This is a genomic window from Mesorhizobium koreense, assembly GCF_031656215.1.
GTDB classification, from domain to species: domain Bacteria; phylum Pseudomonadota; class Alphaproteobacteria; order Rhizobiales; family Rhizobiaceae; genus Mesorhizobium_L; species Mesorhizobium_L koreense.
This window is the reverse complement of sequence record NZ_CP134228.1, coordinates 3,595,796-3,610,918: the sequence shown is the minus strand read 5'-3', so window position 1 is coordinate 3,610,918 and position 15,123 is coordinate 3,595,796. Positions and strand designations below refer to the sequence as shown.

Below are 15,123 nucleotides of genomic sequence, written 5' to 3'. Positions count from 1 at the left end.
TGGAGTGTGGCAGCAGCATGGATGCAGGGCCAGCGAGCAAGGCGATGAGAGAACAGGATGTGATGAGCCGATAGGCGCGTTTCATTTGGATAGCTCCTCAGTTGCGGATCCCGCCGTACGATCTGAATTTACCGGTAGTTTGGCGATAAAAGGCCATTGGGACGGATGCGCGTTGAGCATCCGGCTAAAGTCCATGCCTCAAATGCCAAAAGTCCCAGCCGCCTCTTTTCGCTGGCCGTGGCGTCTCTGTGTTTCAGGCTGCGCGGTCCCGATGGTCGCTGCCGAACCAGCCACGCTTCTTTGCCATGAGGCTCATCGAAAAAGCCCACTTTGCCATTCCCTCGTGCGTGCGGAGCACTTTAAAGCACAGTCTCGCTGGAACAGAGGCCGTGGACCGATGCGGACCTATCCTATTTCACCAGTGTGACCACGCGTCCGGCATAAGCCTCTCGGCCACCAAGTTCGGCTGAGCAATCTGATTTGACCGCGGAATTCCCGTTCATCTCGACAGTGTCGCCGACAACTCTGAGGCACTCGCCGGACGCGGTCATGTCCGAATTGCCCGTGTAGGTGATGGGCGCGTCTGGTGCATAGATGAAGCCGCTGATTTGGGAGCCGGATGTACCGTTGATGGTCAGCGGCGATGTGTTCCCATGGTCCTGAAAGATCGTGATACCGGCATAATCGCCGCTGGCGGGCGGGGACAGCTTCACGACATTGTTGGCATTGGCGGTGAACTGCGCTCCTTCCATGAGGAAGATCGTGACGCCTGATCCCGTAAGGCTGGCATTGCCCCCGAGCTTGATGTCGATGCCCCGAAGAATATAGACCCCTGGATTGAGCGTAATGTTTCCGCCCCAGTCCTTGTTGCAGTAGGTACCGGGAGACAGCGTGACGGACTTGCCGCCGGGGATCAGCTGGCATGCCGTATACGCGGGGGGCGTGACGTCTTCGAGAGGGTCGAAAGATGGATATTGATGCTCGAGCGGGGCTCCGCACTCGAGGTCGGTTCCGCTACCGAACCCGACAGTGCCGCCGCTTGAAACCAGGCATGCCGCCTTTACGGTGGCTGATCCACCGCGATAGGCGGAATCTGACGCTTTCGAATTCGACGCGATGACGCAGCCCGGCATGGAGACATCGGTGGAGCCCTGAATCTTGATCGCATCGGATGCTGTTGCGTCGAGGGCCAGGACGCACGCCTGCTGGCCGGGGGCTACCTTTACATAGGACGATCGATGAGCGGTCCAGTTCAGCCCACCGACGATCCCCACATGATGGATGCTTGACGCCACGGAAATGAAACGTGCCTCGCCGTCGTTGCTCGCGGACACGTCGAGGCCCGGCATTGTGTCGACGTCCGTAATCTGCAGGTCCTGGGTTGTCGGGATGAGCATGTTGGCCGCAAAGAACTGTTCCCCCAATTGGTGAAGTTCAGTTTGCGTCATGCCGGAATAGTATTTGGTACCAATGGCCAGCCCGGTTGCATCGAGTGCATTCTGCAGCTTTGCCGCATCGTTTCCTGTACCTGTGAAATCGACAACTCCGGCAACCGCCGCCATCAGCGGGATCATGGTAACGGCCGTGATCATCGCGTAATTGCCGCGTTCGCACGCAAGGAAGCGCTTCAACATGTTCAGCCCCTGCCAAACGTTGTTGAAGGAAACCGTATGTTGAACTTCGCTAACGCGACTTATCCAAGATCGTTAAAATACTGTTTTTAACCGTGAATTTATGAACGAACGAGAATTGCCACCGGACTACGGATTGAAACGGACCTCAAAAATGCACGGCTTTCCAGCCAGGCGACCTGGCTTGGGGCTAGCCGCCAGTTGCGCTTTGTAGCCTCTCGTATCAGTCCGATACAGTTTGTGGCTGGAACGAAACCCCGCCTTGGACGATTTACCAGTGAACCAGTAATGGAGGATTTGCCATGAAAGCGCTTCTTCTAGCGGCAGTTCTTGCTATCGGCGGCATTACCGCATCGAGTGCGATGGCTCAATCCGTCGGCGTCACGATCGACAATGGCGGACATCACCACGGATACCACGACCGCGAGGGTTGGGGTCACCGAGATCGAGATGATTGGGATCGCAGGGATAATGGCCTTCATCGAGGCTGGTATGTCGGCAATCATTACGGTTGGCGCAGGCATCACCAACGGTGCTGGACCGAAGTTCGCCGGCACTGGCACCATCATCGGATGATCGTTGAACGTGAGCAGGTTTGCCGAGACTGACCGCTAAGGTCATCCGGGTGTGTTGGCGCAGGCAGCGGAAGACCTACGGATTTTGGACACTGTGGATGAAAGGCGCGTCATCACCCGCAGAAATACAAAAGGCCGACGCGTGCCACCCCTTAGCCCCAGCGTCGGCCCCGCATTTCCGTTATTGGCGGCGCGCATGAAGTCCTTGCTCGTATTCGGATTGAATAGCAAGTGGGCTGAAATCGGTGCCTAGCGAATTACCGGGAGTGTGGCCGGCGCGATACATTGTCTGAGGAGGTGCATTGGATCATTTTGTAACGGGCTCCGATACAATTCGTTTGTCGACAGTCCTGTTGCCGAGCCTTAGATGTCAGCGGCGGCAGACCTTCGGGCGAGCTTGCGGGCGGGCGGCTTCAGGCAATGCTCCTTCGGGAGCGCCCGCCTAATCTTGTCCTTCCTGAAAATGGAACTACGCGATGGCGGTCAGGAGTATTACTCCGGCCAAAGCGATGCGAGCCGGTCAATGCCTCGCATTCATGCGATCGAGGAGGCTCTCCAGTTCCGTGCGGATCCGTTGTAGTTCCTTGAGGTGGACTGTCGACAGATCGGCCAGGCAGCGTTCGCCGCTCGCGGTTAGGCAAAGCAGTACGCGCCGGCGATCGGTGACGTCCTGTTTGCGCGCCACCAACCCAGCGGCTTCAAGCCGATTGACCAACTCCACCGTGCTGTTGTGATGCAGGATCAGGAAGGTGGCGAGCTGGGACATGCTCGCCATGTTCTCAATGGACGCCGCCTTGATGCCGAGCAGCGCCTGATGCTGACGTGGCGTCAATCCGACGGCGCGGGCCGCTGTTTCACTGAACGACAGGAAACCACGAAGGGCAAAGCGGAACGCAGCGAGTGTCCGATAATCGTATGCCGACAACTCGGCCTCGGCTATGCGCATCTCTTTCCCCATGTCTCCCTCTTTGGTTTTTTGCTTTGATATGGCTGGGAGAATGGATGTCCTCTCCCTATCGCCTGCCAAATACTGATTCTTCCGGCCGTTGAAATTTTGACGTGCCGGGCTCATTCGACCGCGCCGTGGAGGGCGCCGGCCCGGCGATAATAGGCGCCGCGACGTATTAAACCCGAGAGTGAATTTCAGCGACCAGATGACGCAGCGCGGTGCTCTTGCCATTGTTTGCCGCCACGGATTCGCAGTGATATGTCGCATGGCGATGCAACTGGCCGACCGCGCCGACCGCATTGTCTTCGGAGTCTCATAATCTAGTGCAAAAACTTCCCTCTCACCTGTCTACGCCAGGTGGTTCCCCTCTCACGTTCATTCGCAACCTTGGGGACTTTACAGCCGACCGTCGCGTCCTCGTCATCATGGGTATTGCCGCCCTTGCCGCCGTCTGCATCTCGATCGTCGGCGTGCTCATGTTCCGGCTGATCGAGTTGATCACAAATCTCTGCTATTTCGGGAAATTCAGCTTCGACTATGTTCCTTTCAGCGAGTCGCCGCTTGGTTGGTATGCCGTATTCGTGCCGATCGGCGGCTCGATCATCGTAGGCTTGATGGCGCGCTACGGCACCGAACAGATCCGTGGCCATGGCCTGCCGGAAGCGATCGAGGCGATCCTGCTCGGCCGCTCGCGGCTGAACCTGAAGGTGGCGATCCTCAAGCCGACGTCGTCGTCCATCGTCATCGGCACCGGCGGCCCATTCGGTGCGGAGGGGCCGATCATCATGACCGGTGGCGCGATCGGTTCGCTCATCGCCCAATGGTTGCCGGTGAGCGACGTGGAACGTAAGACGCTTCTCGTTGCGGGTGCCTGTGCCGGCATGACCATCGTGTTCGGCACACCGGTCGCGGCGATCATGCTCGCGCTTGAACTGCTTCTGTTCGAATGGACGCCGCGCAGCCTTTTGCCTGTCGCCACCGCCTGTGTCGTCGCCGATATATTGCGCAGTTATACCGGGCTTGCCGATCCCCTGTTTCCGTTCGTTGGCACCGTCACCGTTTCCTTCTTCCAGGCGGGAGCATGGGTGCTCGTCGGCATATGTTCCGGCCTGCTGTCGGGTTTCCTCACCCGGCTTGTCTATGCGCTGGAAGACGGTTTCCACCGCCTGCCGATCCACTGGATGTGGTGGCCCGCGCTCGGAGCCGTCGTCGTCGGCATAGGCGGGCTGATCGATCCCAATGTGCTGGGCCTCGGCTACGCCAATATCGAGGCCCTGCTGCGCGGCGATGTCGATCCCGGGCAGGGATTGAGCCTCCTCGTTGTCAAGACGATCGTCTGGAGCGTGGCGCTCGGTTCGGGCACGTCCGGCGGCACGCTGGCGCCGCTGATGATGATCGGCGGTGCCATGGCCGCCGCGGCGGTCAGCCTGCTTCCGGCGGCAAGCCCGGGCTTCTGGCCGCTTTTGGCTATGTCGGCGACGCTGGGGGGAACGCTGCGCCTCCCGCTCACCGCCACTTTTTTCGCCCTTGGCGTCACCGGCAACATTCACGCGCTCCTGCCGTTGATCGTATGCTGCTTTACGGCACACACGGTGACGGTGCTCCTGATGCGTCGCGACATCCTGACCGAAAAGGTGGCGCGCCGCGGCCATCACGTGACCCGCGAATGGCACGCCGACCCGTTTGCCCTGGCGCAGGTAAAGGACATCATGGTCAGGGAGGTGGAGACCGTGCCGGCGACGATGACGCTCCACGCCGCCACCAGCTTCCTTACCAAGCCGACCACGAAGCATCCGAGCTTTCCCGTCGTCGATGCCGAAAACCATGTGCTCGGCATCCTCAACCCGCCGACCGTGCTGGCGTGGCGGCGTGCCGGCAAGCACCGCACTGCCACCCTGGCCGAGTTGCTGGCCGAGCAACGGACCCCTCCGGTCGCTTATCCGGACTGGTATCTCGAAAATCTGGTGGAGCAGATGACCAAGGCCAACATTGCCCATGTGCCCGTGGTCTCACGCGAGGACCAGCGCCTCGTCGGCTATATCGCCTGGAAGGACGTCCTGAACGTGCGTTCGAGGAGGCACGAGGCGGAGAACCGTCGCGTGGCGTTCCATGGTGTACGCAACCTCAGCACACCCTCGTAGCATGATCATCCGGCTTGAGAGCTATCCCAGATCCTAGCCGGATCGGCGGCGATCAACTCTGGTGCTTTCGGTCGAGCCCGTCGGCGCGATCGAGCAGAAAAGTCGGCAGCGGAGAAAGCCGGACCGGTTTGCGCCCGGCCCGGGAACGGATTGTCGCCTAGCCGCCCCGATCGAGCGCCTTTTTACGACGCCGTTCCCACCAGCGTAAAAGCCCATAGGCAAGGCGAGCCTTTTCGGTATCGACGGGCATGTCCGGTCGCACCCGCATCCAGGACGATTTGGAGTAAGCCAGACGCTGTTCGGGATAGATACTGCGGTGACCGATCACCAGATAGGCGGCGATCGCCGCACCTGCGATATACAGGGTTCCGATCGAACCGCCGAACAGTTCCACTCCCATCAGGACCGCCGCAACCGGCGTGTTCGAAGCCGACGCCACGACACCGACCAGACCGATGGCTGCTCCCAGCATCGGGCCGATGCCGAAGAAGTGCGCAAAAGCATTCCCGGCCAGCGCGCCGATGACGAATTGCGGCGTCACGATGCCACCATAGAAGCCGGAGCCGATGGTGACGGCGACGAGCAGGATTTTCCATACAAAGCCCAGATACGGCATGGGCTCGCCCGCGAGCGCGTGATCCATCAGGGGCAGGCTCAGGCCGAGATAATCAGTCGGAATGACCAGGATCATGAGCGACAGCAGGATACCGCCGCTCAGGGGCATGAGCGGAGGCCACGCACGGATGCGGATTTGCACATAGGCGAAGAGCCGCGCCACACGGTGCACCGCTTCCACGAAGAGTAGTGCAACGATCCCGCTGACAACACCAAGCATCGCTGTCTTGAAGAACATGATCTCGGAAAATTCAGGGAGGGTATCAAAATGATAATAGACGTAGGGAACGTTCCAAAACTTGCTCACTTGGAACGAAGCGACCCCAGCCACGATAGCGGGGAACAGGAAATCGTGGCGCAGACGCCCGATTGCGAGCACCTCAACGCCATAGATAGCGCCGGCGATCGGCGTGCCGAAGACGCTCGCGAAACCGGCGCTGACCCCGCAGGCCACGATGCGCAGGCGCAACTCGCTGTTGAGATGCAGTACCTGTCCGATCGCGGCCGCGAGCGAGGCGCCGATATGCGAGCACGGCCCTTCCTTGCCCGCCGATCCGCCGCTTGCAAGTGTGATGATGGCGGCAACCGGCTTGATGAGGACGGTCCGGAACGGCATGCGCCCAGCCTGCGTATTCACTGCCGAGAAGAGCGTATCCTTCAAGTCCGTCGTGTTGACCCGATACCCATAGTAGAGCAGCAGTCCGTTGAGCAGACCACCAGCGGGCAGCAGCACCATCTGCAACCATAGGGGGATCGAAGCCGTTCGATCCGTCATGAAGAAGAGCCCGTGCAGAAACAGGCTCGTGCCACTTCCCACGACCGCGCCTGTGATTGTTGCCAGGACGAGCCACTGCACAACAGTGGCCAGCATGATAAGAAATTCGATGAAATCGAAGCGGCGCATTATTGTGTGACAGCGTAGCTGGAGATCGTGAGGGCATAGTTGAGGGCGTCGGGTCGGGCAAGAGATGTACTGTTTCTCATGGAGAAGATTCCGTGCGTTACAGCGACACCGATGAACGACAAATCGAAGAAACCCAATGGACGGCCGAAAAGAACGCAATGCGCCTGACGGAAGCCGCAGACGTATCGCCGAAGCAAGCGAGGACCTGATAAAAAAACACGGCTAGGGTAGCCCCAAAGTCGAGAGGGCAGCCAGGAACTTCAAGGCGAAGGGCTGACCTGGATCGGCACCCGGGTGAGGGCCTAGATCGGATGACCGGTCGAGGCATTTTCTTGTTTACGACTGGTACAACGCGTTCCGATTGCCTGCCGTGTTGCACAGGTTTAGGCCGTCAACACGGAGACAATGACCATGTTGAGAGAACATCGTTCCGACGATTGGCATTCGGCCATCGGCGGGTGGATCGTGCTGGCGGTTCTGCTGGCCGGATTGGCGGTAGTCGCCGTCGTCGTCTAGGCGAATAATCGGGAAATCGTTATGGCGTCGGCACGTTGCAAACGTCGCGGTAGCCCTTCGGCTCGAGCGGTTTTCAGCTTGGTTGCGGATGCCGCGTTGCGACATCTGGGAACCAAACGACGTTCCTCTGATCGCGCACGATTTCGGCCGTGGTTACAGCAACGATCAACAAGTCCAGTGCTTCAGTCGCCTCCTCGCTGACCTTGTCTCTGCCTTGGAGGCAGAGACGCGCGCTCCTCAGGTGAACCTGTGCGGCGGTAAAGTCGCTTTCCACGATCTTTCTCCCCTGTGTGCCGCTAGAATCGATCTCTTCGCGCATCCGTAAAAGGTACCTGAACGGATGGTCCAATCGCCATTTGGAGGTAAGCGTCTGTAACGACGGCCCGCCGCGGTGCAGCGGTGAGCAATCAGATCACTGCCGCAACTGCAACTGCGAGCTAATCCAACCCGGTGGCCGTTGTTGAAAAACCCGCTAAGCCCGTCCCGGTCCGCTGGGGCGGGCTTTCTTGTCGCATCTCATGTCGCACGGAGTTACCGTCGCCCTGTGGAAACCCTTGGAAATCAAGGGAAGCCGGCTGCGATACGACGCAACGTGAATTTCGCCATTCGGCAGGATACTTTCTTTCCTATCTCACTGATTCCATTAGAAAGAAAGTCTGGAGGCCTCGCCCGGAATCGAACCGGGGTGCAAGGATTTGCAGTCCTCTGCGTAACCACTCCGCCACGAGGCCGCGCGGCGAGATACCGGCGTCGAGCCTCAATATTGGGAGAGGTATTGGGCGTCAAGTGCCGGAGGCCCGTTCCGGGCCCGTATCCCTTCCGAATTGCTATCATGGAGGTCACGGTGCCGGCTTTCCCGCTTCGCCGCCGGACGCCGCGCCTGTCCGAACCGCGCGTTCGACGATGGGGTATTTCTGCAACAGCAAGAAGAATGCCGTAAGCGTCTCGGTCAGTCATTGATTGACCGCCAGGGTTAATTTTGTCACACCGCACGCGATGATCGTCGCGATTTGGGCGGGCCGGTCTACGGAGCGTTCTCGGCGCTCCTATTCCAACAATGCCTCCGTGCCGCTATAATCAGAGCGGTGCGGCAAGGCGCCAGGGGACGAGCCGAAAGAGCATGACAGCCGAATATGCGCATCTGCGGGTCAAGATGGTGGACGGCCAATTGCGCACCACCGGCATAACCGATGCGCGCATCCTCTCGGCCATGGGCTCTATCCCGCGCGAGGCATTCCTTCCCGCCATACGCCGTCCGCTGGCCTATCTGGACGAGGATATCGACATCCCGACAGCCTCCGGCCACCCGCGCTACCTGATGGAGCCGGCGCCGTTCGCCAAACTGGTGCAGCTTGCCGTCATCGGCCCCGCGGATCGTGTGCTCGATGTCGGCTGCGGCACCGGATACTCATCCGCCGTGCTTTCCCAACTCGCCGGCTCGGTCGACGGGCTCGAATGCGAGGCTGGTCTCGCCGAGTCTGCGCGTGTTACGCTCGCCAAACTCGGATTCGGCAATGTGGCGGTCTTCGAGGGCGCACTTGAGGGTGGTTATCCACAAAATGCTCCTTATGACGTAATTGTGGTCGGCGGCGCTGTGGACGAGGTTCCAGAGGCGCTTTTCGGACAGTTGGACGAGGGCGGGCGGTTGGTTGCCGTCATCGGCGAGGGCAATGCCGGCATTGCGCGCATTTGCGTGAAGGAGGGCGGTGTGGTTTCGTGCCGCCGCGCCTTCAATGCGGCGATCCGGCCGCTTCCTGGATTCCGGCGCGCGCCGGCGTTCGAGTTTTGATGGTTGGGGAGTTGAAGGGGTAGCGTATCGAGTAGCCGAAGCGTATCCGGCGGAATATCGGGGACGCACAGCTTTCGAAATTTTAATCAAGTCCCGTTATTTTCCAATCGGAATTTGATCGGGCGGGACTTCAGTGCGGCATTCGTGCCAAACGGACATGAGGTAGGTTGTGTCGCTTGCTCGCTACAGTATAGCCGCCGCCATTCTTCTTTCGGTCAGCGGAACCGGGATTTCGGCCGCGTCGGCCGAAACGATCTTCGGCGCGCTGACGAAGGCCTATCAATATAACTCGACGCTCAATTCGGGCAGGGCCGGCGTTCGCGTCACGGATGAGGGCGTGGCGATCGCCAAGTCCGGCTGGCGTCCCGTCATCGCGGGCTCGAGCGATATCAATTACGCCTCCCAGAGCGGCGTCGGCGTGCAGGCCGGCACCCGCCTGACGACGGGGGGCTTCGGCGTCACCATCCAGCAGACGCTTTTTGACGGGTTCCAGACGCTGAACAACGTCCGCGCCGCCAAGGCGCAGGTGCGGGCGCAGCGCGAGAATTTGCGCAATACGGAAGAGACGACCCTTTTCAATGCCGCCAGCGCCTATATGGACGTGATCCTGAACCGCCAGATCGCGAAATTCCGGGAGCGCAACCTCGCCTTCCTGAACGAGCAGGTACGAGCGGCGAAATCCAGACTGGATGTCGGCGAGGGCACGCGCACCGACGTCGCCCAGGCGCAGGCGAGCCAGGCGCTCGCCATCGCGCAGTTGAGCGCCGCGCGCGCGCAGGTCCTGTCGAGCGCTGCCATTTATCATCAGATCGTCGGCGACGAGCCGGGCAAACTGCAGCCGGCCGGGCCGGTCACGAAGCTGCTTCCGTCGAGTCTTCCGGCGGCGTTCGCTGTCGCCGCCACCGAGCATCCGGCCATTCGCGCCACCGAGGCGCTGGTCGATGCGTCCGAATTCTCCGTGAAGTCCGCGGAAGGCACGCTCCTGCCGAGCATCGCCGCGCAGGCCGGGCTGAACCGCGACTACACCCATCGTTCTCCTGACAGCACGATCAGCCCGAACGGCTGGAATAACTCCGCCAGCATCGGGTTGTCGCTGACCGTACCGATTTATCAGGGAGGCCGGGCGTCGGCCGAGGTCCGCCAGGCGAAGGAATCGCTCGGGCAGGCGCGTATCCAGGTCGATGTCAGCCGCGACCAGGTTCGCGCTGCCGTCGCCGCAGCGTGGGCGCAATATCAGGCCGCGAAGGAATCGTCCCGCGCCAATGCCGAAGCGGTAAAGGCGGCTCAACTCGCGCTCGACGGTGTTATCGAGGAGCGCAATGTCGGCCAGCGGACAACGCTGGACGTCCTGAACTCCCAGGCGGATCTCATCGACGCGCAGATCAACCAGGTGAATGCCGAGCGTGATCTGGTGGTGGCGAGTTACGCCATTCTGTCGGCAACCGGCAGGCTTTCGGCCGGCCGGCTCGGGCTGCAGGTCGCCGAGTACCAGCCTGAGGAGCACTACAACGCCGTCAAGGACAAGTGGTACGGCCTGCGCACGCCGGACGGGCGTTGAGAGACCGATTGAAGTCCGTCAGGCCTAGCTGCAGATGGCGTTGGGCTGCGCTCCGGTGCACACATACCTGAAATACGCTCCGCTTCGGTGCTCGCCAGACACCGTTTTCGCTACAGTCTGACCGATTTCAATCTCTCCGGTCTTCAATCCCGGAACTCCCCACAGAAGCTATTCTCTGTGACAAAGACGGCCCGGCCGGCGGCAGGGGATTCTCACGCGCGCGTCGGTCGGTTACGCTGTTGCCGGTGATTCGGGGCCGCGATCCGTGGCCCGGCATCGTGGGAAACGGTCACAAGGGGCGGCTAAGGTGACGATGGCTCAAGCGAACAACAACGCACAGCGCGAACCTTCGATGGAAGAGATTCTCGCATCCATCCGCAGGATCATCGAGGACAGCGACACCCAGCGGCAGCAGACGGACGAAACCGTGGCGGCAACGGCGGAAGAGCCGGTGCCTGCCCGACCGGGAAGCGTGATCGAGGTGGAAAGCTTCCGGGCCGACCTTCGCGCGAGCGCCGAGGCGCGTGAGGCCGAGAAGGCCAGATCGGTGTCGCCGGTTTCCCTTGCCGACATCCAGGCAGAGGTCCGCTCGGCATCGCCCTCTTTTGCCGGGGAGGTAAAATCCGAAGCCGTCGAACCGGCTTTTCCGAAGGCGGAAATATCCGCAATCGAGGAAGCGCTGGCGGAGGCTGCGGACGAGGGCGGCCTCGATCAGGAAGAAATGATCGCTGAGTTGAGCGAGGAGCTCGGGTCGCTGAAGACCTTCGGGCGGAAGGAAGAGAAGACGCCGGAGGTAAAGCCCGCCATTATTTCGGAACAGGCCGGGCGGCAGGTCGCGGCGGCCTTCGGGGAACTCAACGAGGCGTTTTCGGCCAACCGCCGCCGTAGCTTCGAGGAAATCGCCGAGGAGATGATGCGGCCCATGCTGCAGGACTGGCTGGACAACAACCTTCCCGTTCTGGTCGAACGGCTGGTGCGCGAGGAGATTGAGCGGGTCGCGCGCGGTTAGACAAGGACGATACGCGCCCTATCTGGCTTTGCGGGGAAGGCCGATGAAGAAACTTGTTTTCACGGCGTGCGCATTGATCGCGGCGATCGGATTGCCGATCACCGCTTCGGCCATGGGCTTGAGTTTGGCCTGGGGGCCGACGAAAAAATGCTTCGACCCTAAATCCCCGCCGATGACGGTTTCGGCCGCACCCACCGGGACGAAAAAGCTGCGCTTCAACATGACCGATCTCGATGCGCCTGACTATCCGCATGGCGGCGGTACCGTCGTCTATACGGGCAACGGCAAGCTTCCCTATGGCGCCTTTCGCTACCGCGGTCCGTGCCCGCCTTCGCCGCATATCTACCGCATGACGGTCGAGGCGCTCGACGGCTCCGGCAAGGTGCTTGCCATGGCGGCGGCCAAAAGGCGCTTCCCCTAGCGGCTCGGCGCATCCGGATTGAGTGGGCGGACCCGCCGCAGTTGACTTGCGGCGGTGCATCCGGTTTACACCCGGCCTTGAACAGTCCGGAAAATCTGGAACTTTCCCGATGCTTGAGAAGAATTACGACGCGGCCGGCGTGGAGCCGAAGATCGCCGCCCGCTGGGAAGAGGCCGACGCGTTCCGTGCCGGCGCGGGCGCGGAAGAGGGCGCTGAGCCCTTTACGATCGTCATTCCGCCGCCGAATGTCACCGGCTCGCTCCACATGGGTCACGCGCTCAATAATACACTCCAGGACATCATGGTCCGCTTCGAGCGTATGCGCGGCAAAAACGTGCTGTGGCAGCCGGGCATGGACCATGCCGGCATCGCCACCCAGATGGTGGTCGAGCGCCGTCTGATGGAACAGCAAATCCATCGGCGCGAACTTGGCCGCGAAGCCTTCATCGAAAAAGTCTGGGAATGGAAGGCCGAGTCCGGCGGCCAGATCGTCAACCAGTTGAAGCGGCTCGGCGCGTCCTGCGATTGGGGCAGGGAACGCTTCACCATGGACGAGGGGCTTTCGAAGGCCGTCATCGAGGTCTTCGTCACGCTCTATCGCGAAGGCCTGATCTATCGCGGCAAGCGGCTGGTCAACTGGGATCCGAAGTTCGAGACCGCCATCTCCGACCTCGAAGTGGAGAACCGCGAAGTCGACGGCCATATGTGGCATTTCAAATATCCGCTGGCCGGCGGCGAGACCTATACCTATGTCGAGAAGGATGCCGACGGCAACGTCACCTTCCAGGAAGAACGCGACTATATCTCCATCGCGACGACCCGCCCCGAAACCATGCTCGGCGACGGCGCGGTCGCGGTCCACCCCTCGGACGAGCGCTACCGACCGATCGTCGGCAAGCTGTGCGAGATTCCGGTTGGGCCGAAGGAGCACCGCCGGCTCATCCCGATCATCACCGACGAATATCCCGATCCGGATTTCGGCTCTGGCGCGGTCAAGATCACCGGCGCGCATGATTTCAACGACTACCAGGTCGCCCGCCGCAACGGGATTCCGCTCTACCGTCTCATGAACGGTACGGCGACGATGCGCGACGACGGCGAGCCCTATGCCGAATGCGCCGCTCGCGCAGCCGAGATCGTCCGTACCGGCGAATTGCCGGGTGAGGCGGACGTCGATGCCATCAACCTCGTGCCTGACGAATATCGCGGCCTCGACCGCTATGAAGCACGCAGGCGCATCGTCGATGCCATCAACGCCGAAGGCCTGGCGGTCACGGTCAAGGACTCCGATGGCAACGCCATCCCCTATGTCGAAGCGAAGAAGATCATGCAGCCCTTCGGCGATCGCTCTGGCGTGGTGATCGAGCCGATGCTGACCGACCAGTGGTTTGCCGACGCCGAGACGCTTGCCAAGCCGGCGATCGCCTCGGTTCGCGAAGGCCGCACGAATTTCGTGCCGAAGAGCTGGGAAAAGACCTATTTCGACTGGATGGAGAACATCCAGCCCTGGTGCATCTCGCGCCAGCTCTGGTGGGGCCACCAGATTCCGGCCTGGTATGGGCCGGACGGGCATATCTTCGTGGCCAAGTCCGAGGAAGAAGTGCTCGACGTTGCCGTCGAGCACTATCTTGCCCTTGAAGGGCCATGGAAGGCCTGGGTGCAGGATAGGCTTGAAAACTTTGCGCCGGGAGAGATCCTGACCCGCGACGAGGATGTGCTGGACACCTGGTTCTCCTCGGCGCTCTGGCCTTTCTCGACGCTCGGCTGGCCGGACAAGACGCCGGAATTGAAGACCTATTATCCGACCTCGGTGCTCGTCACCGGCTTCGACATCATCTTCTTCTGGGTCGCCCGCATGATGATGATGGGGCTCCATTTCACGGACGAGGAGCCGTTCCACACCGTCTATGTCCATGCGCTGGTCCGCGACAAGAACGGCGCCAAGATGTCGAAGTCGAAGGGCAACGTCATCGACCCGCTCGTCCTGATCGACGAGTATGGCGCCGATGCGCTGCGCTTCACGCTCGCCATCATGGCTGCGCAGGGGCGCGACGTGAAGCTCGACCCGGCGCGCGTCGCCGGCTACCGCAATTTCGGCACTAAGCTCTGGAACGCGACCCGTTTCGCCGGGATGAACGGCGTTGCGCGCAACGACGATTTCGTGCTGCACGAGGCGAAACTCACACTCAATCGCTGGATACTGACCGAGCTTTCGGATACCGCGCGCCAGATCACCGACGCCATCACTTCCTACCGCTTCAATGACGCGGCGAGTGCGGCCTATCGCTTCGTCTGGAACACATTCTGCGACTGGTATCTGGAGCTTCTGAAGCCTGTCTTCATGGGCGACGACGAGGCTGCCAAGGCAGAAAGCCAGGCGGTCGCGGCTTTCGCGCTGGACGAGATCTACAAGCTCCTCCACCCCTTCATGCCCTTCATGACGGAGGAGCTTTGGGCGGAGACCGGCAATGGCGAGCGGCGGTCGCTTCTCTGCCACGCCGCATGGCCCGCGCCCGAATTCGAGGACAAGGCGGCCGCCGACGAAATGAACTGGCTGGTTGAGCTCATCTCCGGCATCCGCTCCGTGCGCGCCGAGATGAACGTGCCGCCTTCGGCCATGGCGCCGCTGGTCATGGTCGGGGCAGGGGAGGCGACCCGCGAAAGGCTCTCCCGCCATGAGGCGGCGATCGGCCGGCTAGCGCGCATTTCCGGCATTTCATTCGCCGACGCGGCGTTGAAGGCATCGGCGCAACTCGTCATCGGCGAGGCCACCGCCTGCCTGCCGCTCGGCGATCTGATCGACCTTGCCGCCGAGGCGGCGAGGTTACGCAAGGAGATCGCCAAGGCATCCGGCGAGATCGCGCGGATCGGGAAGAAGCTGTCGAACGAGAAATTCGTCGCCAACGCGCCTGAAGAGATCGTCGCGGCCGAACGGGAGAAGCTGGAAGAATACCGCGCCACGGCTGAGCGGTTGGAAACAGCCCTGTCGCGGGTATCGGGAGAGTAATCCGGCGT

The 15,123-nt window shown here is 61.2% G+C and carries 12 protein-coding genes and 1 tRNA gene; 7 read left to right on the top strand and 6 right to left on the bottom strand.

The features are described from left to right. Window positions 1-410 precede the first annotated feature (410 nt). Complete coding sequence (locus tag RBH77_RS17145; protein WP_311028794.1) at window positions 411-1,634, bottom strand: TadE/TadG family type IV pilus assembly protein; 1,224 nt, start codon at window positions 1,632-1,634, stop codon at window positions 411-413. A gap of 390 nt (window positions 1,635-2,024) precedes the next feature. On the opposite strand from RBH77_RS17145, the gene RBH77_RS17140 reads away from it, so the two are divergent. Further along, the gene (locus RBH77_RS17140) at window positions 2,025-2,207 is read left to right on the top strand and encodes a hypothetical protein (RefSeq protein WP_311028793.1); all 183 of its coding nucleotides are present in this window, start codon (window positions 2,025-2,027) and stop codon (window positions 2,205-2,207) included. 519 nt (window positions 2,208-2,726) lie between these two features. On the opposite strand, the gene RBH77_RS17135 is transcribed toward RBH77_RS17140, so the two are convergent. After that, on the bottom strand, window positions 2,727-3,278 hold the full coding sequence (locus tag RBH77_RS17135; RefSeq protein ID WP_311028792.1) for a MarR family winged helix-turn-helix transcriptional regulator: 552 nt from the start codon (window positions 3,276-3,278) through the stop codon (window positions 2,727-2,729). A 302-nt stretch (window positions 3,279-3,580) separates the two neighbouring features. Here RBH77_RS17135 and RBH77_RS17130 point away from each other — a divergent pair, with 302 nt between their 5' ends. Further along, a complete protein-coding gene (locus RBH77_RS17130) occupies window positions 3,581-5,296 on the top strand; it encodes a chloride channel protein (RefSeq protein WP_311028791.1) in 1,716 nt (571 codons plus the stop codon). A gap of 157 nt (window positions 5,297-5,453) precedes the next feature. On the opposite strand, the gene RBH77_RS17125 is transcribed toward RBH77_RS17130, so the two are convergent. The 3 genes from RBH77_RS17125 to RBH77_RS17115 all read right to left on the bottom strand — a co-directional run bounded on the left by RBH77_RS17125 (window position 5,454) and on the right by RBH77_RS17115 (window position 8,062). After that, entirely contained in the window at window positions 5,454-6,974 is a 1,521-nt protein-coding gene (locus tag RBH77_RS17125) for a chloride channel protein (protein ID WP_311028790.1), read from the bottom strand. A 430-nt stretch (window positions 6,975-7,404) separates the two neighbouring features. Beyond that, the gene (locus RBH77_RS17120; RefSeq protein ID WP_311028789.1) at window positions 7,405-7,650 is read right to left on the bottom strand and encodes a hypothetical protein; all 246 of its coding nucleotides are present in this window, start codon (window positions 7,648-7,650) and stop codon (window positions 7,405-7,407) included. Between the two features lie 338 nt (window positions 7,651-7,988). After that, window positions 7,989-8,062, bottom strand: a tRNA-Cys gene (locus tag RBH77_RS17115). 389 nt (window positions 8,063-8,451) lie between these two features. Here RBH77_RS17115 and RBH77_RS17110 point away from each other — a divergent pair. The 3 genes from RBH77_RS17110 (at window position 8,452) to RBH77_RS17100 (ending at window position 11,687) form a co-directional block, all read left to right on the top strand. Continuing rightward, entirely contained in the window at window positions 8,452-9,120 is a 669-nt protein-coding gene (locus tag RBH77_RS17110; RefSeq protein WP_311028788.1) for a protein-L-isoaspartate O-methyltransferase family protein, read from the top strand. Between the two features lie 169 nt (window positions 9,121-9,289). Continuing rightward, entirely contained in the window at window positions 9,290-10,678 is a 1,389-nt protein-coding gene (locus RBH77_RS17105) for a TolC family outer membrane protein (protein ID WP_311028787.1), read from the top strand. 352 nt (window positions 10,679-11,030) lie between these two features. Further along, on the top strand, window positions 11,031-11,687 hold the full coding sequence (locus tag RBH77_RS17100; RefSeq protein ID WP_311028786.1) for a PopZ family protein: 657 nt from the start codon (window positions 11,031-11,033) through the stop codon (window positions 11,685-11,687). Window positions 11,688-11,705: 18 nt separating this feature from the next. Here RBH77_RS17100 and RBH77_RS17095 read toward each other — a convergent pair whose 3' ends face one another. Further along, a complete protein-coding gene (locus tag RBH77_RS17095; RefSeq protein ID WP_311028785.1) occupies window positions 11,706-11,909 on the bottom strand; it encodes a hypothetical protein in 204 nt (67 codons plus the stop codon). Here RBH77_RS17095 and RBH77_RS17090 point away from each other — a divergent pair. Both RBH77_RS17090 and RBH77_RS17085 read left to right on the top strand, forming a co-directional pair. Continuing rightward, a complete protein-coding gene (locus tag RBH77_RS17090; RefSeq protein ID WP_311028784.1) occupies window positions 11,908-12,108 on the top strand; it encodes a hypothetical protein in 201 nt (66 codons plus the stop codon). The two genes, RBH77_RS17095 and RBH77_RS17090, sit on opposite strands and share 2 nt — an antisense overlap. A 109-nt stretch (window positions 12,109-12,217) precedes the next feature. Next, on the top strand, window positions 12,218-15,115 hold the full coding sequence (locus RBH77_RS17085) for a valine--tRNA ligase (protein ID WP_311028783.1): 2,898 nt from the start codon (window positions 12,218-12,220) through the stop codon (window positions 15,113-15,115). Window positions 15,116-15,123: the final 8 nt, after the last annotated feature.